Source organism: Bacillus sp. SRL337 (assembly GCF_984799155.1).
This window is the reverse complement of record NZ_OZ481793.1, coordinates 1787407-1813129: the sequence shown is the minus strand read 5'-3', so window position 1 is coordinate 1813129 and position 25723 is coordinate 1787407. Positions and strand designations below refer to the sequence as shown.

23 protein-coding genes and 1 pseudogene are annotated in these 25723 nt (G+C 43.2%); 3 read left to right on the top strand and 21 right to left on the bottom strand.

Annotation, left to right across the window (positions count from 1 at the left end):
• Positions 1 to 10: 10 nt before the first annotated feature.
• Both AC4E8A_RS08810 and AC4E8A_RS08805 read right to left on the bottom strand, forming a co-directional pair.
• Positions 11 to 625, bottom strand: coding sequence for a PH domain-containing protein (locus tag AC4E8A_RS08810; protein WP_490198053.1), 615 nt, complete (start codon positions 623 to 625; stop codon positions 11 to 13).
• A gap of 128 nt (positions 626 to 753) precedes the next feature.
• A complete protein-coding gene (locus AC4E8A_RS08805; RefSeq protein ID WP_490198052.1) occupies positions 754 to 2004 on the bottom strand; it encodes a penicillin-binding transpeptidase domain-containing protein in 1251 nt (416 codons plus the stop codon).
• Positions 2005 to 2416: 412 nt separating this feature from the next.
• Here AC4E8A_RS08805 and AC4E8A_RS08800 point away from each other — a divergent pair.
• Positions 2417 to 2662 (top strand): annotated as a pseudogene (locus AC4E8A_RS08800) (transposase); the annotation flags it as partial.
• Between the two features lie 217 nt (positions 2663 to 2879).
• Here the strand turns inward: AC4E8A_RS08800 and AC4E8A_RS08795 are convergent.
• The 10 genes from AC4E8A_RS08795 to AC4E8A_RS08750 form a co-directional block, all read right to left on the bottom strand.
• The gene (locus tag AC4E8A_RS08795) at positions 2880 to 3548 is read right to left on the bottom strand and encodes an HAD family hydrolase (RefSeq protein ID WP_490198051.1); all 669 of its coding nucleotides are present in this window, start codon (positions 3546 to 3548) and stop codon (positions 2880 to 2882) included.
• Complete coding sequence (locus AC4E8A_RS08790; protein ID WP_490198809.1) at positions 3545 to 4414, bottom strand: alpha/beta fold hydrolase; 870 nt, start codon at positions 4412 to 4414, stop codon at positions 3545 to 3547. The genes AC4E8A_RS08795 and AC4E8A_RS08790 overlap by 4 nt, the downstream gene beginning before the upstream one ends.
• Before the next feature lie 31 nt (positions 4415 to 4445).
• A complete protein-coding gene (locus AC4E8A_RS08785) occupies positions 4446 to 5156 on the bottom strand; it encodes a hypothetical protein (RefSeq protein ID WP_490198050.1) in 711 nt (236 codons plus the stop codon).
• Positions 5157 to 5195: 39 nt separating this feature from the next.
• Positions 5196 to 5876, bottom strand: coding sequence for a hypothetical protein (locus tag AC4E8A_RS08780; RefSeq protein ID WP_490198049.1), 681 nt, complete (start codon positions 5874 to 5876; stop codon positions 5196 to 5198).
• A 13-nt stretch (positions 5877 to 5889) separates the two neighbouring features.
• Entirely contained in the window at positions 5890 to 6996 is a 1107-nt protein-coding gene (locus AC4E8A_RS08775; RefSeq protein WP_490198048.1) for a DUF58 domain-containing protein, read from the bottom strand.
• Positions 6993 to 7919 carry an AAA family ATPase gene (locus AC4E8A_RS08770; protein ID WP_490198047.1) on the bottom strand — a complete coding sequence of 309 codons (927 nt, stop codon included), beginning with the start codon at positions 7917 to 7919 and terminating at the stop codon, positions 6993 to 6995. Before AC4E8A_RS08770 ends, AC4E8A_RS08775 begins: the two co-directional genes overlap by 4 nt.
• A 207-nt stretch (positions 7920 to 8126) precedes the next feature.
• Positions 8127 to 9341, bottom strand: coding sequence for a S8 family peptidase (locus AC4E8A_RS08765; RefSeq protein WP_490198046.1), 1215 nt, complete (start codon positions 9339 to 9341; stop codon positions 8127 to 8129).
• Positions 9342 to 9982: 641 nt separating this feature from the next.
• Positions 9983 to 11317, bottom strand: a complete 1335-nt coding sequence (gene glnA, locus AC4E8A_RS08760) for a type I glutamate--ammonia ligase (RefSeq protein ID WP_490198045.1) — start codon at positions 11315 to 11317, stop codon at positions 9983 to 9985.
• Between the two features lie 42 nt (positions 11318 to 11359).
• Positions 11360 to 11767, bottom strand: a complete 408-nt coding sequence (locus tag AC4E8A_RS08755) for a MerR family transcriptional regulator (protein ID WP_490198043.1) — start codon at positions 11765 to 11767, stop codon at positions 11360 to 11362.
• Between the two features lie 139 nt (positions 11768 to 11906).
• Positions 11907 to 13184 (bottom strand): methionine gamma-lyase family protein, encoded by a 1278-nt coding sequence (locus AC4E8A_RS08750; RefSeq protein WP_490198041.1) that lies wholly within the window; start codon positions 13182 to 13184, stop codon positions 11907 to 11909.
• 48 nt (positions 13185 to 13232) lie between these two features.
• On the opposite strand from AC4E8A_RS08750, the gene AC4E8A_RS08745 reads away from it, so the two are divergent.
• A complete protein-coding gene (locus AC4E8A_RS08745; RefSeq protein ID WP_490198040.1) occupies positions 13233 to 13481 on the top strand; it encodes a hypothetical protein in 249 nt (82 codons plus the stop codon).
• A gap of 93 nt (positions 13482 to 13574) precedes the next feature.
• Here the strand turns inward: AC4E8A_RS08745 and hflX are convergent, their stop codons facing one another.
• Entirely contained in the window at positions 13575 to 14828 is a 1254-nt protein-coding gene (hflX, locus tag AC4E8A_RS08740) for a GTPase HflX (protein ID WP_490198039.1), read from the bottom strand.
• Between the two features lie 272 nt (positions 14829 to 15100).
• On the opposite strand from hflX, the gene AC4E8A_RS08735 reads away from it, so the two are divergent.
• On the top strand, positions 15101 to 15709 hold the full coding sequence (locus AC4E8A_RS08735) for a trimeric intracellular cation channel family protein (protein WP_490198037.1): 609 nt from the start codon (positions 15101 to 15103) through the stop codon (positions 15707 to 15709).
• Between the two features lie 90 nt (positions 15710 to 15799).
• Here the strand turns inward: AC4E8A_RS08735 and AC4E8A_RS08730 are convergent, their stop codons facing one another.
• From AC4E8A_RS08730 to preA, 8 genes are all read right to left on the bottom strand, one after another.
• Positions 15800 to 17155, bottom strand: coding sequence for an aspartate aminotransferase family protein (locus AC4E8A_RS08730; protein WP_490198036.1), 1356 nt, complete (start codon positions 17153 to 17155; stop codon positions 15800 to 15802).
• 97 nt (positions 17156 to 17252) lie between these two features.
• Complete coding sequence (locus AC4E8A_RS08725) at positions 17253 to 18719, bottom strand: CoA-acylating methylmalonate-semialdehyde dehydrogenase (RefSeq protein WP_490198035.1); 1467 nt, start codon at positions 18717 to 18719, stop codon at positions 17253 to 17255.
• A 124-nt stretch (positions 18720 to 18843) separates the two neighbouring features.
• Positions 18844 to 20445 (bottom strand): PucR family transcriptional regulator, encoded by a 1602-nt coding sequence (locus AC4E8A_RS08720; RefSeq protein WP_490198033.1) that lies wholly within the window; start codon positions 20443 to 20445, stop codon positions 18844 to 18846.
• Between the two features lie 61 nt (positions 20446 to 20506).
• Entirely contained in the window at positions 20507 to 20689 is a 183-nt protein-coding gene (locus AC4E8A_RS08715; protein ID WP_490198032.1) for a hypothetical protein, read from the bottom strand.
• A 15-nt stretch (positions 20690 to 20704) separates the two neighbouring features.
• Positions 20705 to 20905, bottom strand: a complete 201-nt coding sequence (locus AC4E8A_RS08710; RefSeq protein WP_490198031.1) for a hypothetical protein — start codon at positions 20903 to 20905, stop codon at positions 20705 to 20707.
• Between the two features lie 473 nt (positions 20906 to 21378).
• The gene (locus tag AC4E8A_RS08705; RefSeq protein ID WP_490198030.1) at positions 21379 to 22845 is read right to left on the bottom strand and encodes an NCS1 family transporter; all 1467 of its coding nucleotides are present in this window, start codon (positions 22843 to 22845) and stop codon (positions 21379 to 21381) included.
• A gap of 137 nt (positions 22846 to 22982) precedes the next feature.
• Positions 22983 to 24410 carry a dihydropyrimidinase gene (gene hydA / locus AC4E8A_RS08700; protein WP_490198029.1) on the bottom strand — a complete coding sequence of 476 codons (1428 nt, stop codon included), beginning with the start codon at positions 24408 to 24410 and terminating at the stop codon, positions 22983 to 22985.
• Positions 24411 to 24423: 13 nt separating this feature from the next.
• Positions 24424 to 25710 (bottom strand): NAD-dependent dihydropyrimidine dehydrogenase subunit PreA, encoded by a 1287-nt coding sequence (preA, locus tag AC4E8A_RS08695; RefSeq protein WP_490198028.1) that lies wholly within the window; start codon positions 25708 to 25710, stop codon positions 24424 to 24426.
• Positions 25711 to 25723 lie beyond the last annotated feature (13 nt).

Here is a 25723-nt window from a genome sequence, read left to right as displayed (position 1 = left end):
GTGATATCTACTAATTTTGGATATAGCGGTCAAAGATATCCCCAAAGTCCTTTTTGGTATTCGTTTGATAATGCTGGTTAAACCATTCAAAAGCAAAATTGGCCGTTTCTTTAAATTCATTGGAAATATCACTGTCGTGGAAGCGATTGCTATTGAGAATGTCTTTGGCAATGGTTAAGCTTTTCTCTGCTGAGTCAAGCATCCTCCTACCCTCCTCCTGTATATGGGAAATGGCAATAAGTGATTTATATAAATGAGCAATAGCTTCTCCTTCTTTTTTATCGATATCAACGGAGACCTGCTTTCCACCCAATGTGAATTTTATTTCCAGATCAAGGTCAATTGTGCCTGCTGTTTCAATGGAAACGCTGCTTATTGGATTCTGGTAATACTCATATCGATACAGATTGCGTTTGCTGCTCGCAGCCTTCTCACCATCCAAGTGGATGAGCGCCCGGTTCGTAAAGCAGTATTCATCAGTCTTGGATTTTATCAGGAAATGGATTTTTTTCCCATCTTCATGAAGGACATAGTCATCCGATAACGTTTTGTCAAAATCCTCCCTTTTGATGATTTTCCCGATATCGCTTAATCCCAAAGCGTCACTTGCTATTTTCTTGAACATTCTATTACCCCTTTTCAAGTACTATTCAAGTACCTTTCTCTCATTATATATTCATGCTAACATACTAGATTGTCATTGTAGGAGCTTTTGTTCTTCTTATCTATATGCGGCACGAACTTTTTTATCCATTACTCTTCCTTTTCAGCTTGGCTGTTTCTGGCTTTTTTCAATTCAAAATACTTATCCATTATTCTTCTGGAAATGTCCTTGTTAATGTATGGATCCTTTGCCCCGTTGTGTGACGCCGGCACAACAGTCGAATAGGCAATTTCCGGCTGGGCATAAGGAGCATAGCCTATCAAGGTAGTATTATAGGTTTCATATCTGGTGCCTGTTACCGGGTCTTTTGGAGTAAAGGATTCAGCAGTCCCTGATTTACCTGCAGCTATATACGGAGCATCAGCAAAATGGGTCCTGGCAGTACCTTTGCCGTGGTGATAAACCTGATAAAATCCCTGATGAACATTTTCCAGCTGGCTTTGTGTAACATTGACTTTATTCATGACTTTCGTCTCTGCCTTGGTTTCTACAGGGCTAAGGGTATCCTTATCACTGCCAGGATGGCGTATCTCCTTCATGATGTGAGGCTGGATTCTGTATCCGTCATTTGCCACCGTAGACACATATTGCGCAAGCTGCAGAGGAGTATAGGTCTCAAATTGTCCAATTGCGAAGTCGAGCAGGTTACCAGGGATTTTGTATTCACCTTTATAACCATCCACTTCACCAGGAAGGTCGATTCCGGTGTTGACCCCAAGGCCAAACTGGTTGAAATGATTCCTCATATTCACCAGATCTGCTTCTGAACCTTTAATGGAGGCATCATAAATATAGTAAGGATTTCCGGCAATTTTCATCGCTACTTTGAACATGTAAGAGTTGGATGATATTTCTAATGCGAATCTGTCATTCATCGATTGATTCGCAGCACCAGTAGTATTAAACCAAGATGTCTTTGGATCAGTGCCGGCTATTTTAATCTGTTCATCAACCATGGACTGTCCCGGACTCAGCACCCCAGTCATATATCCAGTCAAATCAGTAGCACCTTTGACTGCAGAACCTACTTCATAGAAACTCGAATATGTACCAAATGCATAATCCATGATCCTGTATTCACCCGTATCAGGATCCTTGCCATAAATCTTTCCTACAAGTGCTAAAATTTCACCGTTATTCGGATCCATCATGACCACGAATGCACGGTCCAGGTGAGATGACTGTGCGTTATGCACATTCTTCAAGAGTTCTTCTGAAACAATCTTCTCTATTTCCTGTTGAAGCTCCATATCGATTGTGATGACAATATCCTTTCCGCGCTTCCCTTCCTTCATGACAATTGTATCGAGAACTTCTCCATCTTTTGTTATGTTTTTCACTTTTTCTTTCTTGCCTCTCTATACTTCTTCGTACTGTAACTCCAACTGACTGGTTCCGACTCTGTCATTCCGGCTGTAATCCTTTGCTTATCCCAAGGAGGAGCCGGGAAGTACGCTAGCAGCTGGGCTTTGGAGCTGGATTCGCAAGGAAGGAGCCTGAAGTCCGCTAGTCGTTGGCCGCTGGATCTAGGCGAGTCCCGCAAGTCCCGCAGGAGATCATGCACCTTCCACTCCAATCAACATTGAGAAAAAAGAAAAACGATATCATAGAGCCCTTCATACTTACTGAACATCATTGTTTGTTCTTGTTGGATCACTGGAAACCACCCACTTTTATTGATAGTGTTCCTCAAAACTCAAGGCAATATGGTCGGAGAATAAAAGATTTAATAGACTTTTCCTTTAAAATTGCAGGCATAAAACGTGTTCCGTTACCCTTAAGTCCGATCAGCACTCCCCGCAGGCAGCATTCCAGGAAAGTGAATACTTTAAGGATAAGGCAAAAGAACGATACAAAATTGAAGTGAAAAATAGTGAGTTAAAACGTACACACGGGTATAATGTGGCAGAATCCTCGGGTCTAATTGACATGGAATTACAAGGTTCCATGGCACTATTTGCGGTAAATATCAAGAGGATTCTAAAGTTACTGGGGTAAATAGAGAGTTATGTATGATTATTTCCAAGAAAAAAGCCGACTCTTCTTCCTTTTTCAGGAAGAAGAGTCGGCTTTTTCTTTATTGATCAAAGTGATATTCTAATATTCGGCAGATTTTCATTGGCCTCCTCTTGCAGTGTGGCCCTTTTCATCCTCCTCATCAGCAGCCTCACCTCCGAGGCAGGTAACGTCAAATTCCTCTTCCCGCCATGCTTCTTTATATAGGCTGTTTACTTAATCCTTTAATAATGGTTTTCAATTCCCCTAAATCCTCAATGACCATATCTGCCTGGATCAGCTCCTCCTGACGGGAAAAATCAAAACTGCATCCTATGGAAATAAGCCCATTATCTCTGGCTGCTTCGAAATCTGACAGGCGGTCACCTACTACTGCCCCTTTGGTAATTTTGTACTTTTCAATAATACTTTTTACCAGGTCAGCCTTATGCAGTGATCCAATCTGTTCAATGCTGCAGGTTTCTGTAACCCATTTATCCAGTCTATACTGGGAAACGATTGTTTTCAGGTACTCAGTCAGCCCGTTACTAGCTATGTAAATATCACAGCCGATGCTTTTCAAAAACATGAATATCTCTACGGTGTTTGGATATAAAGCCCCTTTTCCATTTCTGATATTGTCGATTAACCTATTTAAAAAATAGGAATCAACCTGCTCCCTGACTTCTATGGAATGATTCGGGAGTAATGTTTCCCACACCTTTGGGAGCGGCACCCCCATAATTTCCCGGTAAAGATTCAGGGGTGTCTCGGTGTCCCATTGATTGTTACGCCTAAGGTTGTTAAATGTATCTTCCAATGATAATTCTAAAATCTTTTCTGTTTGAAAAAGAGTTCCATCCATATCAAAGATTATTGAAAATGTCATACTTCTCTCCCTTCCGCTGCAAAAATCAACTTATGTATTGATTCAATGACCACATCAGGTCTATCAAGATATACAGCATGGCCAGAATGGGAAGCAAAGATGAGCTTACTCCTTGATGACATCTTTGACTGGGCTATTATCAACTCTTCCCATGCTTTTTCAAATATTATACATTCCCACTCTGGAATTCTTTCATTTTCTTCATATTCAATACTATATTCCTTATCCCTCCCTATAACTACTAAAGGGATATCAGGGAACTCCCCTAATTTCTTTATTTTGTCTGCATCTTCCTTCCAGAGCCGTATTTCCGATGCCATTGCTTTATAAAGATCCGGACTCACTTGGAATTCCAAAAGTCTCTTTTGGATCAGCACAGGGAATTTTTCATATTTTTCATCAAGGGAAGGATTTAGCCATTCTTTTAGTTGTTCTTTCGTTTTAGCGGCATATTCCAGGCATTTTGCAATCCAACTTTCATCTGATTCTTCATCCATTACTGGTAAATCAAGCTCATCCAATGCTGACAAGTCAACTGAGGTAGAGTCCACCAATACCAGCCCTTTCACAAGCTCAGGATAAACCTTTACAAAATGTTGTGCACATAATCCGCCATAGGAATGGCCCACCAGATAAATAGGATCCCTCATGCCGTAATGGGTTATAACACTGTGTATGTCCTGGACAGCCGCTTGTGTATTCCTGATTTCTTCACCAAGTTCACTTTTTCCCAGACCAGGCCGATGGAACATGATGACTTGATTGGTCTTGCTCAATGAATCGGTCACCTCGTGCCATTCATCAAATGAGCATCCCATTCCCGTAAGAATTATTATCCGGTTTCCCTCAGGTCCTTTTTCGAGCACTTCCAATTTTTGGCTTTTACTCTCAATATATTTATAAATCTTGGCCACGTCCTTGTTTTAAACTTGAGTAGATGAGAAGATATTCATGCTGTGTGAATTTTTGACAACCATAACGCACCTTTTCGTAAATAGGAATTATATCCATTGGTCCATTTATTCTCAGAAACCAATCATAAATGGTCTCGCTGTCTCTTTTCTTTTGATCATCCTTCAAATTGGTTTGCCAGTCAATAAGCAGATGGCGGATTTTGTTTTGATTATCAGTGTTAATATGTTCAGCCAATGAATTTCCACTATCATTTTTGATTTCTTTGTTTATACCAATCTCCACTGTCCTATCACCATTCTCCCTCCTCGCTCTAATCCAAACTAATATTGATGTTGACGCGATTACTAATAAAGTGGTTAAGAACACATAATCAGTTTTCTTTAAAGGTATTTCCTTTGCTTCTTCAAATGGTACAGGATCTTTTTTTAAAATATTCCCTTTAATTATTTGTCCGTCTTTCTTGTCTACTGTCTTTTCATCATTTTTTAAATTATTATACTGTTCCAGATCCATTTCCCGCCTTGATCTTCCTTCATTAAAATCCCCAAGAAAGGCTCTTTCCTGCTTATCTTGAATTTCTTGATAATAGCCGGTAATTTGATCAGCAAGCTTGAGGTTGGTAAGGTTAAAAAAAAAAGCCAGTGAAAGGCCAGCCAGAACAAACCCAACAAGAAAGTGTATCTTTGTTTTCAAGCTTTCCAACCTCCCTCTTTAAATAGCAGTCTCGTACTATCACGTGTTAAGGACCTTTTTTATCAGCATATACTCTTCCAGTGTGCATTCTCCATATCCGTAACGGATTTTTTCATAGACGGGAATGATGGCTGTCGGTCCCCCAATTCTATAAAACCACTCTGAAATTGTTTCATGGTATCGTTTCTTATTACCAGGGGGAAGGTTATTTTCCCATTCCTTCAGCAGCTTCCGAACTTCATGGATTACCTGCACATTAGAAACCTCTTCCTCCTGCTGTTCTTCGTTAAAAGAAAAAACTGGATTGTTCGATTCCTGCAATGACTCCGCGGGTCTGTCAATCTCCTGATCTTTCTTTTTCTTTTGATAGCGCCGGAATAAAAGGATGAAAAGAACCGCAACAGGCACGACGATCCCTGCCAACCTTGCCGCATCCTTTATCGAAAATCCTCCTTCACCATATAGGCGAGGAAAGGGAAGGCCCCCTATTATGATTAAACGCCGTGAAATTTCATCTGGATCCCAGTCCACTTCCCGCCCATCACGAACATCTTTGGCATAAATCACCAAAGGGTCACTTTCGGCAAGGAGTTCTTCTTGTTTCTTTTTATAAAAGCTTTTAACCCCTTCCGATATGGATATCGATGTTCCGCTTACTAGATATCCCATAGAAACCCCCAGAGCTGCAAATATCAAAATAACCAGTATTTTACGCTTCATTTTCCACTCCTGTTTATTGTTTGATTTGAAGCCATTTTTGTTTGACAAATAATGGCGGTGTCCCGATGACAAGCGCCATGGATTTAGGATCCATTTGCGCCATCCCATACTGATAAAATTGTTCTGTAGACAAGAATAATCCGTTCGTATTAATGAGGGCCATCGTTTCAATCACCTTTTTCAAATGCGAACGGTCAATGTCATTATCTATTCGCAGAATCCCTTTATCACGGGTGGAATAATTCACCCAGAGCTGAACTTTGCATCCTTCCTTAATCAAGTAAATGCAAACTGAGACGCTGTACTCAATCAGTTCCTCCATATCCTGCCGCAGATGAAAGGTGCCTTTGCCTGCCAAGTTGAGAAAGACAGTATAAAAATCTCCTTGGACCTGCTGGTATTTTTTAGCGAGGAGTTTGTTTTCCTTAGCGGTCGCAAGCCAATGGATATGCCGAAAGCTTTCATTTTCATAATCTTTCGTTCCGATAATATTGGTCTCGTCAATGAATAAGGAGTTGGTAGTATTTTTGAATCCCTGAAGCATGGACTTTAATTTCAAATCCTTCAGCTTATGAATTCGTGGGACGATTTTAAATCCTGGTAGATCAGATCCAGAAAAATCCAACCTGGTGGTTTGTAAGTTAAGAGGGTCTGACATAAGCAGGTCAAATGCACTCCATTTATGGGTTCCCCTTCCTTTTCCCTTCATCATGATATCTATCTTTTTTGCTGACCGGGGAGGAAGGTCGACCTTTTTGAAATAAATACTGGATTCATGTATCTCCTTCTTCATATCAAGAAAAACAAAGTCCTGTTCACTTCTGCTCTCAATATTAAGTTTTAATCCATAGATGGGGATAGCGGATTCGTTTTTAATCTCCAATACCCCTGTGAAATCCTCATCAATACTGGTCATATCCAGGTACTTTTTAAAATGCCAAACGACTTTATTCTGCATGTATTTTAAATACCAATTGGAAAGCAGCGAAAGGGAAATGACCAGGGCGCATAGAAACGATCCTATACTCTGCCCTGCCAAACTGCAGACAATAAATAATATGACAATGAACATCAACACTCTTGGCTGAATGAAGAACGATTTATCACGATGAATCATCATGCCGTTGTCTCAACAGGGACGGACGTACTGTCCAGGATTTCTTGAAGCACATTCTCCTTTGATGTTTTCACTTCCCCTTCCACATTCAGCGATATCCGATGGGCCAGGACAGGCTGAGCAAGCTCTTTTACATCATCAGGGGTACAAAACGCCCTTCCCTTTAGGAAAGCTCTTGCTTGAGCGGACTTCATATAAGCCAGCGATCCCCTAGGACTGACTCCAATCTCAATATGGCGATGACTTCTTGTGTTTTGAACAATGTTCATCATGTAATCCTCAACATCATCTGACACCGTAACTTCTTTTACTTTTTGTTTCATCTCCATAATATCCTCTGTTGAGATGACACTTTCCAAAGTTTCAATCGGGTTGTTCATTCGGAATCGCCTGAGCATTGATTTTTCTTTTTCACGAGAAGGGTATCCTTGCTTGATCGTTAACAAAAACCGGTCTAGCTGGGCATCGGGCAATGGAAATGTTCCGATTGAGTCAAGCGGGTTCTGGGTAGCAATGACAATGAAAGGTTTCGGGAGCGGGTAGGTAACTCCCCCAAGAGTAACAGTCTTTTCCTCCATTAACTCCAACAGGGCGGACTGTGTCCTCGGAACTGCACGGTTGATTTCATCTATTAATAGAACATGATTGAATACCGGCCCTTTTCTTACCTGAAAGTCGCTAAGCTTCATATTAAAATATTCTTGGCCGACAATATCAGATGGCAGTGTATCCGGTGTGAATTGGAGTCTATTGAAGCTTCCGTCGATACTCCTTGAAAAACTCTTGGCCATCGTCGTCTTCCCTGTACCAGGTACATCTTCCAAAAGAACATGCCCGTCACTCAGCAAGGCAACAAGCATAAGTTCAATTTCTTTCTCTTTATCAACCATGACCTTTGAAACATTTTCTTTTACCTTCTGCAGCATAAACCCACTCCTCTTCTTCTTTGTAATAATATGGTAACATAAAAAGTCCTGAATATTCCAAAATTTTCATTAACTACTCCTCTCCTTCAGGGGCTGGAGCTGTCTGCGGAAATGCTTTCCTATCAACCACCCCCCAAGACTTTTATCATTTCCTGGACAACAAAAAAACAGCCCTGAAACTTAATTCAGGACCGCCTGTATTCTTGATTAGTATCTTACTGCATCATAAGAGTTGATTCGACCGTGTTCAAAGTAGGTACCAGTTCCGCTGATCGGATCTGCTGTTTGTTCGATGGCTGCGCGGATTTGAACGTTTGTGCGCCCTTGGCTTGCTAATAAGCCGGCTAACCCTGCAACGTGAGGAGAGGCCATCGATGTACCTGACATGTAAGAGTAGCCGTTATTCGGTACAGTGGCGGCAATGTCGACACCAGGTGCTGTTACATCCACCCAAGAGCCGTAGTTAGAGAATGAAGCTCTGCGGTCATTAGAATCAACTGCTCCCACTGCAATGACATTTGCGTACGATGCAGGTTCAAATGTTGTGGAGACACCGTCATTCCCGGCAGCCGCCACAACGACAGATCCTTTGTTCCATGCATAATCTACAGCATTTTTAAGGGTAGTAGTGCTGCAGTCACATCCAAGGGAAAGGTTGATGACTTCCGCTCCCTGATCTGCTGCATAACGGATACCGTCGGCTATATCAGCCAGGGATCCGTTTCCGCTAGCATCAAGGACGCGAACGGCAAGAATCCGGGTGTTCGGGGCCATACCTGCAATTCCAGTTCCATTATTCGTTTCAGCGGCGGCTGTTCCTGCCACATGAGTACCATGTCCGTTCAAGTCCATTGGATAATAGTCATTATCGACAAAGTCATAGCCTCGGATCGTTTTTCCATCTAAATCAGGATGGTTATAATCCACTCCTGTATCGAGTACGGCAATTTCCTGTCCGCTGCTTCCGCGTGTATAATCCCACGCTGAATTTGTGTATGTGTTCTGAGGACCATATTGATAGCCTTGATAGTAAGTATCGTTAGGAGTCCATGTTGCAGAAAAAGTGTAGTTAGGCTCAGCATATTCAACGTTAGGATTTTTGCTTAGTGCTTTTGCAGCAGCTTCTGGATTTCCGACTTTCAAAACTTTAAATTCTGACTTTACGCCGTCTTTGTCAGGGACTTCAGTGGCGCCAATGTTCTTTAATTCATTTCCTTTTTTCGAGAGGCTTACGCTATCTTTGAATTTTACGATGACTTCACCTTTTTCGTAACTTCCTTTTTCAAGGCTGACTTTAACAGCTGATTTTTTGGGAGCATTTTCTAGAGGGTTTGAATCCTTTGCAAGTGCACTTCCTCCGAAACTTGGAAAGATGGCAAGAGATGCAGCAAGCGACAGGGCGGCAATTTTTTTGATTTTCATTTACATTCCTCCATTGTAATTTTGTCCTGGTCCTATATGACCGGCTAACGCAGAGCAGCTTTCGACAAATCCCCTCCTGATTAATAGTTGACAAGAGTCATTAAATGTCTGCAGAAAACGTATGTAATGCCTCTTGTCACTAGAATTCTAGCAGATTTCTTTATTTAACAGAATAGGTGATCAATTCTGAAAAATGGTGATTTTTAGGTGATAAAACAGATTGAATCTCAAAAAGGTTGTCTAATCATGAAAAATTTCCAAAAGGAAGTTTGTTTCGATTGATTATTTATAGGAAAAAAGTCGGTGATTTTCGCAAGTGATTTTCCTAAAAAATTCGTTAGAGGCAGGTTCATACGAAAAAATCAGCGGTAGTTCAGGTTTACTTCAACTCATTCAGGACAGTACAAAAGCAGTCAAAGGTTACCAAGAGCGGTTCCATTTTGACATATTCTTGGGAAGATCCCTCTCACCCTCCGATCCGCATAGCAATCACACAAGGTGGTGGATTCCCCTTAACAGCCCAGGCGAAAATGTTGCTCACAAACAAAAAAACTTCCGCCTTTTCACTTGTTTCAGATAAAACCATTGATATTTCACAACAAAAAAACCCTGGCACAATTGTGCCAGGGTTTTCCCATTTATCAATACATTTGCAGGTACTGCTCGCGCTCCCAAGGGTGGACCTGTGTGCGGAACATATCCCATTCGATTTCTTTTGCTTCGATGAAGTGTTCGAAGATGTGGCCCCCTAGTGCGTTAACCATCACTTCGTCTTTCTTCAGTGTTTCTAGAGCATCGTAAAGGGTCGCTGGAAGATCTTCAATTCCCACTTCTTCACGTTCTTGTTTGTTCATAACATAGATGTTGCGGTCAACCGGCTTAGGTGCTTTCATTTCATTCTTGATACCATCCAATCCTGCTGCAAGCAATACAGACATGGCAAGATAAGGATTAGCCGCCGGGTCAACACTTCTTACTTCTACACGTGTGCTCATACCGCGGGAAGCCGGAATACGGATTAACGGACTGCGATTTTGTGCAGACCATGCAACATAACAAGGTGCTTCATAGCCAGGAACCAAACGTTTATATGAGTTAACTGTCGGGTTGGTGATGGCAGTGAACCCTGTAGCATGCTTGATTGTGCCGGCAAGGAATTGGCGTGCTGTTTCACTCAATTGCAATTCTCCGTTTTCATCAAAGAAGGAGTTCTTGCCTTCTTTGAATAAAGACATGTTACAGTGCATACCGGAACCGTTCACACCAAACAACGGTTTCGGCATGAATGTAGCATGAAGGCCATGCTTACGGGCAATTGTTTTGACTACAAGCTTGAACGTTTGAATATCATCACAAGCTTTTAATGCAGATGCATATTTAAAATCGATTTCGTGCTGTCCAGGTGCAACCTCGTGGTGGGATGCCTCAATTTCAAAGCCCATTTCTTCCAGCTCGAGGACGATATCTCTTCTGCAGTTTTCACCAAGGTCTGTAGGCGCAAGGTCAAAGTAACCGCCGTTATCATTCAATTCCAGCGTTGGCTGTCCTTCTACATCTAGCTTGAAGAGGAAGAATTCCGGTTCAGGCCCAAGATTGAAATCAGAGAATCCTAGCTCTTCCATTTCCTTTAACACACGCTTCAAGTTACTGCGTGGATCTCCTGCAAACGGAGTCCCGTCCGGGTTATAGATGTCACAGATCAAACGGGCAACTTTCCCTTTTTCAGCGGTCCAAGGGAACACTACCCAAGTATCATAGTCAGGATATAACTTCATGTCAGACTCTTCAATCCTAACAAATCCTTCAATGGAAGAACCGTCAAACATCATTTCGTTATCCAAAGCTTTCCCTAACTGACTAACAGGTATTTCAACATTTTTAATCGTTCCCAGGATATCTGTGAACTGCAAGCGGATAAACTTAACGTTCTCCTTGTCAGCCATTTCCAGAATGTCTTCACGAGTATACTTTGCCATCTTAACTAATTCCTCCTCAAGAATTTTCTATAATATAATTTTTTAATGGAAAAAGCGGGATAAATCGCCTTGCCGAAGTGAAGACTTGTTGAAACGGCCGGCATGAAGCAGTTCGTTTCTCAACAGTTTCCTCAATTCACCATCAGAAAGGTCAGGTTTTGCTTTTTCCTCTTGCTGCTTGTTTGCACCATTCTTATGATGTTCTTCTTGTACAGCAAATATTTTTTTGATACCTGCCATGTTAATTCCTTGATCCAATAAATCCTTGATTTCAAGTAACTTATCGATATCATTCAAGGAGAAGAGCCTGCGCTTTCCTTCAGTTCTTGCCGGAAAGATCAATTCATTCTCTTCATAGTAGCGAACCTGGCGAGCAGTCAAATCAGTCAGCTGCATCACAATTCCCATTGGGAAAAGCGGCATGCTCCTTCTAATTTCACTTCCACTCATCCCGATTCACCTCCTTCTTGCTTTCATGATATCAGTATATTCTATGTAAGGAATTTTGTCAAAGGAATGTTAGAAAAACTCACATGAAATTTCAATAAAAAAGGACAGCTTCCATTTAAGCTATCCTTTTAAAAACTAATTATCCTATTTTACTATTGATTAAACCTTTTTCCATCAATTTATTAACGCTTGTCAGGATGGCGATTTTTACATGTGAGTACGTTAATCCCCCTTGTACATAAGCGATATAAGGGGGACGAATTGGACCGTCGGCAGAAAGCTCGATACTTGCACCCTGAATGAAAGTGCCTGCTGCCATAATGACATCATCCTCGTATCCCGGCATATAGTTGGGATGAGGCGTGAAGTGTGAATTGACTGGAGAAGCAAATTGAATCGCCTGGCAGAACGCCACCATCTTATCTCTGTCATCAAATTGTACAGATTGAATCAAGTCGGTTCTATCTGCATTCCATGACGGATTTGTATTCATGCCAAGATCCTCCAAAACGGCTGCGGTGAAGACTGCCCCTTTCAACGCCTGCGCTACTACATGGGGAGCCCCAAAAAACCCCTGATACATTTCCTGAAGGGAATATAGTGATGCCCCTGCCTCTGCACCTATGCCCGGAGACGTCATACGATACGAACAGGCATCTACCAATTCCTTTTTGCCAGCTATATATCCTCCGGTTTTGGCCAGGCCTCCTCCCGGATTTTTTATCAGTGAGCCGGCGATGAGATCTGCTCCTACATGGCATGGTTCCCGGTCTTCAACAAATTCTCCATAACAGTTATCAACAAATACGACGGCATCCGGCTTGATTTCTCTGACAAAATCAATCATTTCCTTGACTTGCTCAATGGTGAACGAAGGGCGGTTGGCATATCCTTTCGAACGCTGAATCCCTATCATCCTGGTAGTTGGCTTGATTGCTTTAGAGACTGCTTCAAAATCGACTGATCCATTTTCTTTAAGCGGGATGGATTGATAACCGATACCGAATTCTTTTAGGGAACCTGTTCCTTTGCCGCGGATCCCGACGATTTCTTCCAGGGTATCATAGGGTTTTCCAGTGATATACAATAGTTCATCTCCTGGCCGCAGGATACCGAACAAAGAAATCGATATGGCATGTGTTCCAGATATGATCTGGGGGCGGACTAATGCGGCTTCCCCCCCAAATACATCAGCATAGATCTGTTCCAGTGTATCTCTGCCGATATCATCATAACCATACCCCGTTGTAGGGATGAAGTGTGAATCGCTGACACGATGTTTTTGAAAGGAAGATAGAACCTTGAATTGATTGGTTTCCGCCTGCCGGTCGATTTTTAGATGAATTTTCGATATCTTTTCTTCAGCCTTTTCGGCCAAAGCCTGTAGTTGTTTTCCGTACGTTAAATATTGATACATTTGTTTCTCCTTCTGTAGATGAGCTATCTTTTAAAAAAGCAGGAATAATTGATTTCAGGTACAGGGCACGAACCCGCAGGGCGGACGGTCAACCAAAGTGTAAACGGCCGTTCAGCGCCGTACGGACTGGACTGGCTCCGCATGGGATATAGAATACACGCAATACCATTCTGGGTTGATATTGACTTATCACAAGGAGGAGCCATGAAGTCTGCCAGCTGCTTGGCCTTGGAGCAGGATTCTCAAGTAGAGAAACTAAAATTCCGCAAGCACCTGAAACTAGCTGAGTCCCGTTAATCCTGCAACACTCCAATCAACCCCTGGTATCAGCATTGTCAAATGGAGAATAACAACAATACTTTCAATCGGCTTCTTTAATATTGACAGCTGTTACTTTTGATATTTCTTGATGTTTCCCGTTACAGGGTGATCGGTCACTGAATAGCCCTTAGCCTCGTAGGTATGTGTTTCTTCATTGAATTCTAGCTTTCTCAGGATCGTTTCATTTTTGAGCTGGGATAAGAGCTTTCCTTCACTCGATGGCAGATGGACATGGTAGGCTTCCATCTGTTCGATGACAATTTCTTCAATCTTATCTTTCAGTTCCGTTCTGTCTTTTGCATCCAGGGCACTGATGATGATCTTTTCGCTGCTGCTGTCCGGGACAAAGTCAGGGTGCATTTGATCTCTTTTATTATAAATTGTCAGTTGCGGAATATGGTCCATTTTCAATTCTTCTAAAAGCGACTGGACGGTTTTTTCATGGTTATTGTAATCCGGGTTGGAACTGTCCACAACATGTAATAGAAGATCAGCTTCCTTTACCTCTTCCAGCGTCGACCTGAAAGCTGCAACCAAAGCAGTAGGAAGATCTTGAATAAAGCCTACAGTATCGGTTACGAGCGCTGTATATCCGCTTGGCAGGATCAATTTTCTAGTTAACGGGTCCAGTGTGGCGAACAGTTGATTTTCTTCATATGATTCTGCAATCGAGATCCGATTGAACAGCGTTGATTTTCCGGCGTTGGTATACCCCATCAATGCCAGTTGGAAGGTTTTGTTCTTCTTTCTTCTTTCCCTGTACCGTTCTCGGTGTTCAACCACTACTTGCAAGGATTTCTTGATGTCATCGATCCTGCGCCTGATATGGCGGCGGTCGCTCTCAAGCTTGGTTTCACCTGGCCCCCTTGTACCAATACCCCCGGCAAGACGGGACATGGCCGTTCCTTTTCCGACAAGGCGCGGGAGCATGTATTGAAGCTGGGCCAACTCCACTTGCAGCTTTCCTTCTTTTGAACGTGCTCTCTGTGCAAAGATATCCAGTATCAATTGTGTCCTGTCAATGACCCTGGCTTCCAACTGTTCAGATAAATTCCGGATCTGGCTGGGAGACAACTCATCATTGAAAATCACAACATCCGGTTCAAACTGCTCTTCAAGGGAAACAAGTTCTTCCACTTTCCCTTTTCCTATGTATGTCTTCGGATGAACCCTATCCCGTTTCTGTGTTAGTGTGGCTAAAACTTCCGCTTGGGCTGTTTCGGTCAAGGAGGCAAGCTCCTCCATCGAGTACTCAAAACGCTGGTCATCTTCTTCGATTTGACATCCGACTAGCAGGGCTTTTTCTACAATTTTTTCTTCCAAATAAAATCCTTCTTTCCTTTTATATTTGCTATTCTTCATCATATCAAAAACAAATTACAAACACTATGTTTAACCTTTTCAAAAATGTGATAAAAAAAGGTTGCAAAACGTTTATGACATGATAAAATCAATATGTTTGAATCGAGATTTGAACCTACAACTATGCAGAGTTCCTTTAACAGATTAACGCATTAACTCATAGGGGGACAGTCCCCGGCTGCGGTGATGCGTTAAAGGAATTCGGGAATTGACAGCAAAGGGGGAATACAGGTATGACTTGGGAAGTTCTTAGTATCATTGGCACTGTTGCGTTTGCCGTTTCCGGAGCGATCGTCGCTATGGAAGAAGAATATGACATTCTTGGCGTTTACATCTTAGGTATTGTTACTGCGTTTGGAGGAGGAGCGATACGCAATCTTCTGATCGGTGTCCCTGTATCCGCATTATGGGAGCAGGGTTTCCTGTTTCAGATTGCCCTTCTTTCCATTACGGCAGTATTCCTATTCCCTAATAACCTGCTGCGCCATTGGCGGCGCTGGGGTAACTTTTTTGATGCCATCGGGTTATCAGCATTCGCCATACAAGGTGCCCTTTATGCTTCCGAGATGAATCATCCTATCAGTGCCATCATTGTTGCGGCTGTTCTCACTGGAAGCGGCGGCGGGATGATCCGGGATCTCCTGGCAGGAAGAAGGCCACTGGTGCTTAAATCAGAAATTTATGCTGTCTGGGCTGTACTTTGCGGAGCTGCGATTGGGCTGAACTTTGTCACCGAGGCCTGGGAATTATATACTCTCTTCATTCTGACCACTTCCTTAAGAGTGTTGTCTTATTCACTCAAATGGAGACTGCCAAACCGGAATATCAAGGCCTATCAATAAGAAAAAACACAACATGACCACTGCTCAGCCAGAGAACAGGAAAAGCTTGGATCCAATTGGATCCAAGCTTTTTCAACCTCAGGCAGGCATTCAAGGAAGGTTATTAATTCCATCACAGACGGTTTTCAGCAGGAACTCAAGATCCTCAACATCAATATTCAACGCAGGGGATAACGTCAATACATTATTAAATCCCGCTACTGTTGCTCCATTTTTACCGATGAGCACTCCTTTTGATTTACAATATCCAATCACCTGATTCACCTGCTCAACTGGCAGGGGGTTTTTTGTTTTTTTATCAGAAACAAGTTCAATGCCAATCAAGAGACCTTTTCCGCGAACATCTCCAACAAATTTGTGCTCCTGAAGTCTTGTTTTGAGTATGTTAATGGCTTTGTCTCCAAGTTCGGCTGACCGTTCAAACAGCTTTTCATTTTCCATTATTTCGATATTCTTCAAAGCGAGTGCACATGCTGCCGGATTTCCTCCAAATGTATTGATATGCCTGAAGTATTCATACTCTTCCGACCCTTTAAATGCTTCATAGATTTCACGCTTTACAGCTGTTGCAGATAAAGGGAGGTATGCACTGGTGATTCCCTTTGCCATCGTAATGATATCAGGCTGCACCCCGTAATTCATAAACCCGAATGGTTTACCAGTCCGCCCAAATCCGCAGATGACTTCGTCAACAATCAGCAGTGCCCCATGTTTCTCACAAACTTCCTTAGCCGCTTTCATGTATTCTTGCTGCGGGACGAGAATGCCCCCTCCCGTAATGATTGGTTCCATGATCAACGCAGCGATCGTTTCACTCAACTCCCAAGTCATGACCTGATCAACAGCTTTCACCCCTGGCAATTCATGAGGCAGACACCCTGCAGAGTCATCACGGTAAGAATCCGGAGGCTGTACATGAATGAATCCGGGGGCCAGTGGTTCATATTTGTATTTTCTCTGTGCCTGGCCAGTAGCAGCCAGTGCACCCATCGAGTTGCCGTGATAGGCCCGGTAACGGGAAACAATTTTATACCGGCTCCCTTCCCCTTTTTGCTGATGATACTGCCGCGCAATTTTGAAGGCTGTCTCATTCGCTTCCGATCCGCTGTTGGAAAAGAATATTACATACTCATCTCCAAGCATCTGGTTCAGCTTTTCAGCCAGTTGGATAGCGGGCTGATGACTTTGCGTCATTGGGAAATATGCCATCTTTTTCAGTTGCTCATAAGCCGCCTCTGCCAATTCCTGACGACCATATCCAACATTGACACACCATAAGCCCGCCATCCCATCCAAATATTTTCCGCCATTCTGATCGATCACCCAAGAGCCGTCCGATTCCTCAACAACCATTGTACCTGAGGGATTATAGGGCTTCATTGAATGCCATACATACCGTTCATCCATGGCCAACAAATTTTCAATGGACTGTCCTGTATTCACCAAGAAGCGACCTCCTTTACCAATATGAATAATGAATCACCTGTAAATGTCATCAATATATATCTATGAATCTGCGCATGCCGTTAAGAATGGGCATCTATTAAAAATCAAAGCGGGAGGTGATCATTTTCTTCCGGGTATAGAAATTGACACCATCTTTCCCGTTCACATGCATATCTCCATAGAAGGAATCCTTCCAGCCAGAGAACGGGAAGAATGCCATTGTCGCAGGTACGCCGACATTGATTCCAAGCATCCCGGCATCAGCTTCTTCCCTGAACTGCCTTACAGCTTTTGCATCTTTGGTATAAATCGTTGCTCCATTTCCGAATCGTGACTGGCGGATAAAATCAAGACCTTCATCAAGGTCACCCGCCCGAAGCAGGCTAAGTACAGGAGCAAACATTTCTTCCTTGGCAATCGTCATATCAGGTGTCACGTGATCAAAAATTGTCGCTCCCATGAAATTCCCTTCTGTAAAGTCCGCTATTTCTTTCCGGCCGTCCCGAATCAGAGAAGCCCCTTCTTCAAGCCCTTTTTCAATATACTTAAGGGTCCTGTCACGGTTCTCCTGGCGTATCACTGGAGTCAAAAGCACTTCATCGTCCATCCCATTCCCGACTTCGATTTCATCAGCCTTCTTTTTAAGAGCTGTGACAAACTCCTGATTATCTCCCACCACAATAACTGCACTGCATGCCATGCACCGCTGTCCGGCGCTGCCGAAGGCAGAACTGACGATATGTTCGGCAGCTTTCTCATAATTGGCATCCGGCATGACGACATGATGGTTTTTTGCCCCGGACAGCGCTTGAACGCGTTTACCCTGCGAAGCGGCTTTCTCATATACATACTTTGCAACCGGCTGAGACCCAACAAAGGAGATTGCTGCAATATCTTTATGTTCAAGCAGGCCGTTGACTACATCATGAGCACCATGAACAACATTCAGGACTCCATTTGGAACCCCTGCCTCGGTCAATAGTTCAGCAAGCCTGTTTGCTAAAATAGGGGTGCGTTCTGAAGGTTTTAAAACAAATGTATTCCCACAGGCAATCGCGAGCGGGAACATCCATAATGGCACCATCATCGGAAAATTGAATGGAGTGATCCCCCCTACAACTCCCAGGGGATAACGGAACATCTCTGAATCAATATCCTCCGCGATCCCGCTCAACGTTTCGCCCATCATCAGAGTTGGCGCACCGCAGGCAAATTCTACACATTCAATCCCTCTTTGAACTTCTCCATAGGCTTCTTTATAGGATTTCCCATTTTCCTGGACCACCAGTCTGGCAAGTTCCTCATGGTTTTCCGATAATAATGCATGATACTTATATAGAAAACGGGCACGTTTCGGCACCGGAATGTTTCTCCAGGTCTTGGCTGCCCTTTTTGCAGCTTTTACCGCCTGATCCACATCTTCTTTCGTTGAGATAGGAACTCTGGCCAGCTCTTTATTCGTTGCCGGGTCTTCCACTTCAAGAGTCTGCGAGCTTAAGGACTCCACCCATTCACCGTCGATATAGTTTTTCAGCACGGCCATTTCTTCTTTTATCACTGACATAATAGTCCTCCCTTGATCGATTTATAAAGTCTTCTATTTTCATTATGAAAGAATTGCACCTTGCTTTCATTAGACAGAGTGTAAAATAACCCGGGTTGTCCTTTTTACATCACGGGGATTCCCCTTAATGACTCGCAGCCTCCATTGAGGGTGCGTCCAGGTTAAGATACTTATAGGCATGGAGCAAGAACTCAATCGCTACCCGCTTCTCCGGTTCCATGAAGTCTTCTCCTAAGAGTTCTTCAATCTTCTTTAAACGGTGGTACAATGTTTGCCTGACGATATAGAGCTGTCTGGCCGTCTCTTGTTTGGACCCCTGGCAGCCCAGATAGACTTTTAACGTATGAAGGAGGCTTCCGGCATGATCTTTATCATATTTTTGAAGAGGGGCAAGGTATTCCTTGATCATTTCATGTAAGTTCATATTATCGTTAACGATGGAAATCAATCGGTATAAATGCAGATCATCATAGAAACAAAAACGTTGTCCATTGGAAAGTGTGGACCGGTATGCCAGGCATTCCTTAGCTGTTTGGTAACTCTTGTGGATGTCCATTATGTCTTCCTGATATTTCCCCCCAGCAAAACTCACATCCGCTGTCTTTTGAAAAAAATCGGTTCCCAGGATTTTTTCAAAAGCATTGGACAATCTCGATTTCCAGGTTGTGCTCAATCGGTTATCAAGTAAGATATATATGAGGTTTTCGCCTTCCCTTTCAGCCAGCACCCTGAATCCTTGTTGTTCAAAAATACCCCTTGCAATTAATGTGAAGTACGTAAAGTCCATTTGTTCGTTCCCTTTTAATTCTTCCAGTCGGCATAAGCAAACCATTCCACCTGATATTCCGCCTTTCTTGTCAGATAGATACTTTGATAATCTCTCCTCTGTTTGTTCGCCTTTTAACCATGACATAATCCACCTGGATTCATCAATCCGCTTTTTTTCATTGAAGTATAGTTCTCTCATCAAATATTGGGCAATGGCTGTCGAAGTTCTATCCAAAAGGAGCAGTTCATATTCACTGAAGGAAAAATCATCCCGGTAGATTAAAAGTTGGGCATATTCCTTTTCAAACAGAAGGACTTTCCTGAAGGCAAAATGCGCATCCTCTCTTTTGGTGAATCCTTCAAAAAGATTGTGCAGTTTTTGTTCCTCAGCCCTCCGCATCCTTGGATGGATTTCCACCTCATGATCCAGAAGTTTCAACAGCACCGGAACTTTGAGTTCCTTATATAAAACATCAAGGATTTCTCTGAAGTGTTTGACATCCAGGAGCCTCCTATTCAGCTCATTGCCGAATGTGTCGAGTTGCTTAATCATGCTGTACTGCTGATTAATAAGCATGGAATGTATATCCTGGGTGATACTGACAAATGGCACTTCTTGTTCAAAGACAATTATAGGAAAATCATGTTCTTCCGCATATTGAAGAACACTAGGCGGGATCATTGCGATATTGGTGTCAAGTTCAACACAAATGGCGGAAGCATCACACTCTATCAATTGCTGAAGCAAAGAAAGGAATGCTTGTTCCTCTTTCAATGCGAGTCCTGTCGTCAGGATTAATTCACATCCATTCAGCAAATTTCTGATGGTTGGGACTTCCACAACATGCACCCACTTGACCTGGCGGTTCATACCGTTTTGTCCGGCTATCACTTTTGAATGTTCAAAGTGCTTTCTGGACAGAATGTCTTCAACTGAGAAATAATAATTACTTTTCATCGATTTCTCCTTTTGCTGCTTTGTTTATAAAATCGAGAAAAAGGATTGGCAGAACCAATCCTCATTCCTCGATAGGGGGAATCGTGAAATATACCTCTTCATTCCATGGTTCTTCAGATAGTTGATCAGCAGTTAAGAATCTCATCACCCACTCCACCAACTCTTCAGTTGTTTTAAAGAACTCATGTAATTGTTCTCCCTGTCCTTCAAAACTGCTTGATCCTGAATTGTCCAGGCTATTCATCCAACTCCCCCTTTTTCAGCCTTGAATCAATAGATTTGAAAAGTATTTTCGGGCATTGGCGGTTTTAACATGAAGTGTCCTATTCTCCTTCTCAGGGTGGCTGAATACAACAAAAGCCCCGCTAAGGTTTTCGCTAACTTTTCCGATTCTATAACCTTCTTGAATCAAGTAATCTATTTTATCTCTTTCTCCAAGGAATTCCTGATATTCCGACATAGCGACACCCTTCCATTAAAGAATTCTTCTGATTTGGGCATTCCTGCTCCCACCATTCCTTATGATGAATTTGGTTGCATTCCGCTGCTGGCGAATGACTCCGCGATGAAGGCGGTGAACTAAAAAGCGCAAGCGGCCGTTTCACGTACAGATTGGAAGGCAGTTGGTTAAGATATAGGAATCACAGCAAACAAGTGAGGTGATGATGACTTATCACTAAAAGTCGGAAGTTTTGGTGCGGACCGGCTCGGATCAGCATGATATAAAGGAAACACGGCAAGCGCAGCGAGTTAGTGTTGACTTGAGAAGCAGGGAATCGCTTGCTATTGGTATTCATAAGGCGGGAGCCCGAAATCTTCCAGGGAGCTGAAAGTGCACCTCCATTCCCGCAAACGAGCGTACACCTTCATCCCAGGCAGCACTCCAAGACTATTAATGGTATTTTTTTAATAAGAAATTAAATTCTTGTTCCATCAAACACCTTTGACGGCAGGTATTTCATCTGTGAGGAGTTCAGGTTCTGCCTTGATTTTCCAATCACGGCCTACTGATATGCCCAAGTACTGATCATCACTCGGGTTGACGAGCTCTGCTTGCTCATATTTTTTAAACCACCAGAATTTCGCCAGGACATAATAACATGCCGCCCCGACTCCGAAACCGATCAGGAAGGAAAAGTTGGGAACGAAATAGGAAGCTACCCCACCCAGTATCCATGAAATGAAACCCGCCAGATTAATGCCATTCATATACTTGAATTGTCCATTTTCTTCATAGAGATCAGGGACGTTCACCCTGCGCTTTCTAATAAAATAGTAATCTGACACAAGAATTCCGACAATGGCAGATAGTATCCCTCCGACAAACAAAAGGACCGGGATGATGACATCGAATAGGTTCCATGGCTGAACAACTGTCCCTACAATCCCCGCTGTAATGACACCTGCCCAGAATGGGAACTTGGGGCCGCCGACATTGGAGAAGATGGTCGCAGCAGGGACAATGTTGGCTGCGATATTTGTGGACCACTGTGCCAGCACAATCATTAACAAGAGCAAGCCCAGAATAAATCCGCTCGCTGCTTCCTGAAGGGCGATGACAGGGTCATAGTTCAAAACGGCTATATATGCTACTGCCCCGATCATCACCATGAAGGACTGAGTGATCGGAAGAGCGACAAGGTTCCCAATGATGGCGTTCCTGTTCCGCTTGAACCAGTTTTTCTCATATTTTGGCGCTTTCATAAAACGGGAAATGGAAGGGATGTCCGCTGCAAGTGTAGCCCAGAATCCCATATTACTGAAAATAACGACAAGGAAGGCAGTAAAAGCTGCCCCGCCAGTAACAGGGCTCTCAACCCATGACCAAATATCCCTTCCCTGTACTGCCGCCGAATCAGATAAAGATGAGTACATCCAAACAGATATCAAAATAATTACCGGAGCGGCAAGGTCTGCAAATCGTTCGACCGCCTTGATTCCAAGCGCTGTATTGATCAACTGAAGCAAAGCGAAAATCAAAAAGCATACAAACCAGTTATCAAACCCAAATAATATATTCAGAATTCCATTCATGGCAGTTGCCCCGAAGAAGGTATTGATACCGAACCACATCGATGCTGCCAATCCCCGGGTCACTGAAGGAATATGGGTGCCGATTGTGCCAAATGGTGCTCTCATATAAACCGGAAAAGACAATCCATGTTCAATTCCGATATCACCTGTCAGGGTGATGAAAAAACCGATTGCCAGTGAACCGATAACGGTTGCCAATATAACCATCGGAAGCGGCAGAGATATGACGCCTGCTCCTCCAATCGCAAAGGTAGCAAGGACGACAACCATCCCGACCCACATAAATGAATAGCCAAGTTTGGTTATCTTTCTGTTACTTTCGGTGATGGGCAATAAATCCGGCGATTTCAAATAGCTTTTCTTCACATTGAACACTCTCCTTTGTTTGCTTCGAATGGCAAAACCTAATGATACAAGAGAGCCTGGCGGCCGGGTTCAAACCACCCTGCACCGCCTTTAGGAGCTGTTCTGGAATACTAGCCGTATTTAAATGTGAAAGATTACTAGGAATTTGCTGATTGGAATGCTCCGCTCTCTTCTAATTGATGACCGTATTTCGCTCTCTTTACATATTTTCCTTTCCCGGTCTTTCCGACGAATTGTTTGTTTTTTACTACAAACTCCCCCCGTGATAAAACGGACACCGGTTCACCCTTCACCTTCATGCCTTCAAAAGGATTATAGTCTGCTGCCATATGATGGGTTTCAGCAGAAATCACTCTCTCGGCATCCGGATCAAAGATAACCAGGTCTGCATCGGAACCAACTGCAATGGTGCCTTTCTTAGGGTAAAGACCAAAAAGTTTTGCACTACGCGTCGACATGATATCCACAAATTGATTTAAGGTGATTCTTCCTTTTTCAACCCCTTCTGAAAATAATATAGATACACGGTCCTCAATAATCGGGCCGCCATTCGGAATTTTAGTGAAATCTCCTTTTCCAAGGTCTTTTTGTCCATTGAAATCAAAGGAGCACTGATCGGAACCTAATGTCTGAAGCTGTCCGCTTTTCAGGGCATTCCAAAGCACATCCTGATTCCACTTTTCTCGAAGCGGCGGCGACCAGACATATTTGGCTCCTTCGAAATTCGGCCTTTCAAGATAGGATTGATCAAGAACCAGGTATTGAGGACAGGTTTCCCCCCAAACATTAAGTCCCTTGCTTCGTGCAGACGCAATCTGGTCCACAGCTTCCGCACATGAAACATGTACTACATACAGCTGCGAATCAGCAAGTCCAGTTAACTTAGCTGCTCTTCCTGTCGCCTCTCCCTCTAACTCAGGGGGTCTCGTAAGGGCATGATAAATTGGATCAGTATTTCCCTCTTTTATAGCTTTCTCTGTTAAAAATTCAATAACATCACCATTCTCTGCATGGACCATTACCAGAGCACCAAGATCTTTAGCTGCAACCAATGTTCTAAAAAGGGTTTCATCATCAGCCTGAAATACATTTTTATAAGCCATGAACACTTTAAAGGATGTAATCCCCTCTTTATCCATCACTTCTGGAAGCTGCTGCATTACATCCTCATTGATTTCTCCGATCATCAGATGAAAGCTGTAATCAATGACTGCTTTTTCTTTTGACTTTTCATGCCACGAATCAATCGCTTTCTTCAGGGGCTCTCCTTTGTTGGTCAAACAGAAATCAATCAGTGTGGTTGTACCCCCGAAAGCTGCCGCAATTGTACCTGTCTCAAAGTCATCCTTTGATACTGTCCCTCCAAAAGGCATCTCTAGGTGGGTATGCGGATCGACCCCTCCCGGAAATATATACTTCCCGCCAGCATCAACAACTTCAGTCTCAGCTCCTGTAGTATCAAAATTCTTCCCAATTGCTTTGATCGTTCCGTCTTCCACAAGAATATCCGCCTGATACGTATCGGCTGCTGTCACGATTGTTCCATTCTTAATCACTTTTTTCATCTCTCTACCTCCATTATTTCACTGCATCAATGCTGCAATCAGCAAGTTTTCCTACAGCTTCCTGGCGTTCATTCCATGTCATGGGCAAATGCCCGCTTGGAACTTCTATCATATCGATGGCGCCATCGACAGGACATACGATCGAACATAGATTACATCCGACACAGTCTTCTTCTCTTACTTTTAAATAACTGCGGCCAGATGGATCTTTCAGCATGTCGATGCATTGGTGGGATGTGTCTTCGCAAGCAATATGGCACTTATTGCAATTGATGCATACATCGGTATTGATCTTGGCTACTACACTGTAATTCAAATCGAGGTTGCCCCAATCTGAATATTTAGGGACTGATTTCCCAACAATATCCTGAACAGAAGCGATTCCTTTTTCATCCAGATAATTATTCAGTCCATCAATCATGTCTTCAACAATGCGAAATCCATGGTGCATGGCAGCCGTGCACACTTGAACGCCTGAAGCTCCCATTAGCATGAATTCAACAGCATCCTGCCAATTCGATACACCTCCCATCCCTGAAATTGGTACATTGATCCTTGAATTCCTCGCACATTCCCCTACCATATTTAAAGATATCGGTTTGACTGCAGGTCCGCAGTAGCCGCCATGTGCCCCTTTTCCCGCCACATGTGGAATTGTATTCCATGTATTCAGGTCAACCCCTGCCAAACTGTTGATTGTATTGATCATACTGACAGCATCCGCTCCACCTCTTACAGCTGCCTCAGCAGTAACAGTGATATCAGTAATGTTTGGAGTCAATTTTACAATCACCGGGGTTGTTGCGACTTCTTTTGCCCAATAGGTCTGCTTTTCCACCAGTTCGGGAACTTGGCCGGAAGCAGAACCCATTCCCCTTTCAGCCATACCATGAGGGCATCCGAAGTTTAATTCCAGTCCATCGACGCCAACCTCTTCAACTTTTTTTACAATCTCATGCCACTTCTCCTGTTTTGGCTCGACCATGAGTGAAGCAATGATGGCATGGTCAGGGAAACGCTTTTTCGTTTCGTAAATTTCCTTTAGGTTAACCTCTAAAGGACGATCTGTAATCAACTCGATATTATTAAATCCTGCCACTCTTTGGCCATTGAAGCTTACAGCAGCGAATCTTGAAGATACATTGATAATCGGTTCCCCCAACGTTTTCCATACAGCACCGCCCCAGCCAGCTTCAAAAGCCCTTTGGACCTGGTATCCGGAATTCGTGGGCGGGGCAGATGCTAACCAAAATGGGTTCGGTGAATTAATGCCTGCTAAATCAATACTTAAATTTGCCATGAGACTCCCCCTC

Coding starts and splice junctions, on each gene's coding strand:
- AC4E8A_RS08810 (WP_490198053.1), bottom strand. CDS start 625: ATGTTCAAGAAAATAGCAAGTGACGCTTTGGGATTAAGCGATATCGGG.
- AC4E8A_RS08795 (WP_490198051.1), bottom strand. CDS start 3,548: ATGACATTTTCAATAATCTTTGATATGGATGGAACTCTTTTTCAAACA.
- AC4E8A_RS08780 (WP_490198049.1), bottom strand. CDS start 5,876: ATGAAGCGTAAAATACTGGTTATTTTGATATTTGCAGCTCTGGGGGTT.
- AC4E8A_RS08775 (WP_490198048.1), bottom strand. CDS start 6,996: ATGATGATTCATCGTGATAAATCGTTCTTCATTCAGCCAAGAGTGTTG.
- AC4E8A_RS08770 (WP_490198047.1), bottom strand. CDS start 7,919: ATGCTGCAGAAGGTAAAAGAAAATGTTTCAAAGGTCATGGTTGATAAA.
- AC4E8A_RS08765 (WP_490198046.1), bottom strand. CDS start 9,341: ATGAAAATCAAAAAAATTGCCGCCCTGTCGCTTGCTGCATCTCTTGCC.
- glnA (WP_490198045.1), bottom strand. CDS start 11,317: ATGGCAAAGTATACTCGTGAAGACATTCTGGAAATGGCTGACAAGGAG.
- AC4E8A_RS08755 (WP_490198043.1), bottom strand. CDS start 11,767: ATGAGTGGAAGTGAAATTAGAAGGAGCATGCCGCTTTTCCCAATGGGA.
- AC4E8A_RS08750 (WP_490198041.1), bottom strand. CDS start 13,184: ATGTATCAATATTTAACGTACGGAAAACAACTACAGGCTTTGGCCGAA.
- AC4E8A_RS08735 (WP_490198037.1), top strand. CDS start 15,101: ATGACTTGGGAAGTTCTTAGTATCATTGGCACTGTTGCGTTTGCCGTT.
- AC4E8A_RS08725 (WP_490198035.1), bottom strand. CDS start 18,719: ATGTCAGTGATAAAAGAAGAAATGGCCGTGCTGAAAAACTATATCGAC.
- AC4E8A_RS08720 (WP_490198033.1), bottom strand. CDS start 20,445: ATGAAAAGTAATTATTATTTCTCAGTTGAAGACATTCTGTCCAGAAAG.
- AC4E8A_RS08715 (WP_490198032.1), bottom strand. CDS start 20,689: ATGAATAGCCTGGACAATTCAGGATCAAGCAGTTTTGAAGGACAGGGA.
- AC4E8A_RS08710 (WP_490198031.1), bottom strand. CDS start 20,905: ATGTCGGAATATCAGGAATTCCTTGGAGAAAGAGATAAAATAGATTAC.
- hydA (WP_490198029.1), bottom strand. CDS start 24,410: ATGAAAAAAGTGATTAAGAATGGAACAATCGTGACAGCAGCCGATACG.
- preA (WP_490198028.1), bottom strand. CDS start 25,710: ATGGCAAATTTAAGTATTGATTTAGCAGGCATTAATTCACCGAACCCA.